Raw genomic sequence first — 3933 nt, forward strand, 5'->3', positions numbered from 1 at the left:
CAACTAAATCAACTTTAATATGAACTATTATTTCTCATCATTATAAAATTTCTTGTATCGTAAATAACGTCTAGTGTATAATGTATTTGAATATAACACATGTTATTAAAAGTAGGAGCATTCATGCCTTGCTAAGTTGAATGATTCAAAAGGGAGAGTTCATGCCTGTTAAAAGTTGAAGATGTCTAAAGAGGAGAGTTCATGCCTAGTTAAGTTGAAATTTTAAAAGCAGTAGCCATTTGATGTATAATCATTTGGCTTTTAATTTTGAAATGAAATTTTCATGTTTTGTAACTATTGGAATAGTACGAACAAGTATAAATAAACTAAAATAACCACTCTCATAATTTGTTTATGAAAGTGGTTATATTTTATTGAATCATTTATCTTAGTTTTAATGTGAAAGCATTAATCGCTACAATAATTGTACTTAAGGACATGAGTATTGCTCCAACAGCAGGTGAGAGTATTATACCCATAAATGCTAGTATACCAGCTGCAAGAGGTACCGCAATGATGTTATATCCAGCTCCCCACCATAAGTTTTGAACCATTTTTCGCATGGTGTTTTTGGATAAAGTCAGGAAGTTGATAATATCAGAAGGATTACTTTTGACGAGTATAACATCACCTGATTCAACAGCTACATCTGTGCCTGCGCCAATGGCCATTCCAATGTCTGCTCTGACTAAGCTTGGAGCATCATTAATGCCATCACCGACCATCATCACTTTACTGCCGTTTTTCTGATAATCTTTAATGATGCTTTCTTTATCTTCAGGCATTAATTGTGCATGAACATCACTAATTCCTAATTCATTAGCCACTGCTTGTGCTACTTCATTATTATCTCCTGTTAGCATAACTGGTGTGATGTTTCTAGCTAATAAATCTGAAACCATTTGTTTTGAACTTTCTTTGATTTGATCTCCTTGGGCAATAATGCCAATCACTTGTTGTTCGTAAATTAAATAACTAATAGAGTTTCCTTGCTGAGCAAGTTCTTTAAATTGATTTTTATTATAACTCAAGTCATTTTTATCTAAATAGGAGGCACTTACAATTTTAATTTTCTTACCATCAACGCTACCTTCTAATCCTACACCTGAAATATTATTAACATCTTTAGGAGATGGATAAGAAATATTATTTTCTTTTGCATATTCGACAATTCCAACAGCAAGCGGATGTTCAGAGCTGCTTTCTAATGAAGCAAATAAACTTAATATTTCTTTATGGTTGAATTGATCTGTGAAACTCTCATAATGGTTAACCGAAAAATTACCTTCAGTTAAAGTACCTGTTTTATCCATCATAATATAATCAATATGCTGTGCAATTTCTACGGATTCTCTATTTTTGATAATTAATCCATTATGTGCACCTATAGAAGTAGAACGTGCTGTAACTAAAGGTATCGCTAAACCTAATGCGTGCGGACAAGCAATAACCAATACAGTGACTAAACGTTCAAGTGCAAAGTCAATATTGTTTTGTATCAGCATCCATACAATAAACGCAATTAAACCGCTGGTTACCGCAAAATAAAATAAATAACCTGCGACTTTATCAGAAAGAAGTTCAGCATCTGATTTATCATTTTGTGCTTGGCTTACTAATCCCATAACTTGAGATAAGTAGCCATGTTCACCAGTAGCAGTTACTTTTATTTGAATTGTACCAGAACCATTCATTGAACCGCCGATAACATTATCGTTATCGCTTTTTGGAACCTTTTTAGACTCTCCAGTAACTAACGACTCATCAATAGATGTTTTACCTTGAACAATTACTCCATCTGTAGGAATATTTTCACCAGCTTTAACTTCTACAATATCGCCTTTATGAATCTCTGAAATTTTAAGTTCTTGACGTTGACCATTTTCAGTTACTTTTACCGCAGTATTGGGTAGAAGTTCAGCCATCTTTTTAAGCGCATTACTTGCGCTGCCAACTGCGTTCATTTCAATCCAGTGTCCTAATAACATGATAATAATTAAAGTTGCTAACTCCCAGAAGAAATCCATTGTATGTGACGATGAATCACTAAAATTATTCATGTAAAATGCATACAAACTATAGAAATAAGCCACCGAAATACCAAGTGCTACTAAAGTCATCATGCCAGGTTTTTTAGAAGCAATTTCATCCTTAGCGCCTGATAAGAAGGGCATGCCGCCATAAAAAAATAAAATGGTCGATAGAATCAAAACAATCCACTCTGATCCAGGAAACGAAACTTGGAAAGGTAATTGAATACCCATCATAGGTGATAAAATAATAATCGGTATCGTGAAAATTAATGAAATAAAAAATTTACGCTTAAAATTCCCATGATGATGCATGTGATGATCGTGACCGTTATCACTAGTATGCGAATGGTGTTTATGTTGTCCGTTATTATGCGTATGTTCATGATTCGACAAAATAATACCTCCTAAATATATTGGTAAGTTAATACAATGTAAGTATAACATATACGGTATAGGGGTATGGAGTATATGGCTTATGTTTCTATTCACTTTGTAATCATCCGCTTTATAACTGCGCTTCAATCAATAGTATTTATGTTCATTTAAAGTACATTTGCTTATTTTTTTAGAGCTCTTTGGTATTCATATAATGTTAGGTGGCATATAGTTAAAGAAATAAAAACATCCACTCCGATATGAAGTGGATGCATCTTATGATTGATTATCGTTTTTTGTTTTGTTGATTTCTGGATGATTGATTTCATCTACACTTTTTTGACTGAAGCGATAAATCTTAACCATTGCGGGTCTAGATAAAGCTAAGAAAGATAAGAATGTCGCTAAGAAAGAAAAATGTGTGACATTTAATACAAATAACATCGGTACAAAGATTAAGACGAAAAGTGCGATAAATAAAATGAGCGGCAGTATTTTGATTAATATACTTTTAACAGTACCTTTAGTCAGTCGAGTCAGAATGAATAAAATAACTCCAATTAAAATTAATGGAATAATAATAGTTGTTAAAGTTGCGACATAAGCTTCTGCGTATCTATTCCAATCCAGATGGATAATGTAATACATAGAAGAGTTAGTTGGTATATCAAGTCTAAATAAGTTACTGCCGTAGTTTTTATATAAATAGTAGACGATGAGTATTAATAATATGATTGAACCGCAATATTTCATAATAGTGCGTGGCATTTTATTAGATGATTGGCGCAAAACAATTCCCTCATTTCAAGCAATTTCTATTATTATCTTATAAGTCTATATTGAATACAATAGAAATACAAAAATAGATACGACTTTTATACGAGGTGCAGTATGAATACGCGTGGTACAATAGTGGTAAGAGTAATATAAGAAAAACTTTAACATTATTTTGAAATAAGGTGATAGACATGAAACGCTCAGATAGAAATCAACCTGATTATGACCGTTATAATCGAGACCCACGTGCTTCAAGAGATAGTCAAGATCCACGTTATCATGATTCACGTGAAGAAGAATACCGCAGACGTTCTGATGAAGATGGTCGTTATTATAATGAACGTGATTACAGACGCGAACGAATGTTAGAAGATGAAAATCGTAAAAATAGTAAGTGGAAAAAAGGTTTAGCAGCAATTGTAGTTATCTTATTGATTGTAGTGGCGATATTTATCGTCAGAAATATGATGCAACCAAAAGATAGTACAGAAACTGCAAATCAAAATGCACAGACACAACAAACACAACCAAATAACTCGCAAGCTCAAAAACCAGTGACAAATAATTATAAAGAAATCATTCGTGAGAAAGAAACAGTTATTAAAGAAAAAATTGAAAGTGCTAAAAACAACATTCAAAACGGTCAAAACAGCCAAAATGCGATTGAGTCTGCACAAAATGAAGTCAATCAATTAAAAGATAAAGCTTCTAATGCGACAGATCAAAATGTCACTGACCAATACCAAAA

General features: G+C 32.7%; 3 protein-coding genes. 1 reads left to right on the forward strand and 2 read right to left on the reverse strand.

Translation table 11 applies throughout. From position 1 onward, the window contains the following. Nucleotides 1–383: 383 nt before the first annotated feature. Both BU038_RS11955 and BU038_RS11960 read right to left on the reverse strand, forming a co-directional pair. Complete coding sequence (locus BU038_RS11955; RefSeq protein ID WP_142402606.1) at nucleotides 384–2477, reverse strand: heavy metal translocating P-type ATPase; 2094 nt, start codon at nucleotides 2475–2477, stop codon at nucleotides 384–386. 207 nt (nucleotides 2478–2684) lie between these two features. Next, a complete protein-coding gene (locus tag BU038_RS11960; protein ID WP_107606205.1) occupies nucleotides 2685–3197 on the reverse strand; it encodes a hypothetical protein in 513 nt (170 codons plus the stop codon). Nucleotides 3198–3376: 179 nt separating this feature from the next. Between BU038_RS11960 and BU038_RS11965 the strand changes: the two genes are divergently transcribed. Next, nucleotides 3377–3933: hypothetical protein (locus BU038_RS11965; RefSeq protein ID WP_107606206.1), on the forward strand; the 557-nt coding region annotated here is incomplete at its 3' end.

It is taken from the genome of Staphylococcus simulans, assembly GCF_003043455.1.
GTDB lineage: Bacteria > Bacillota > Bacilli > Staphylococcales > Staphylococcaceae > Staphylococcus > Staphylococcus simulans_A.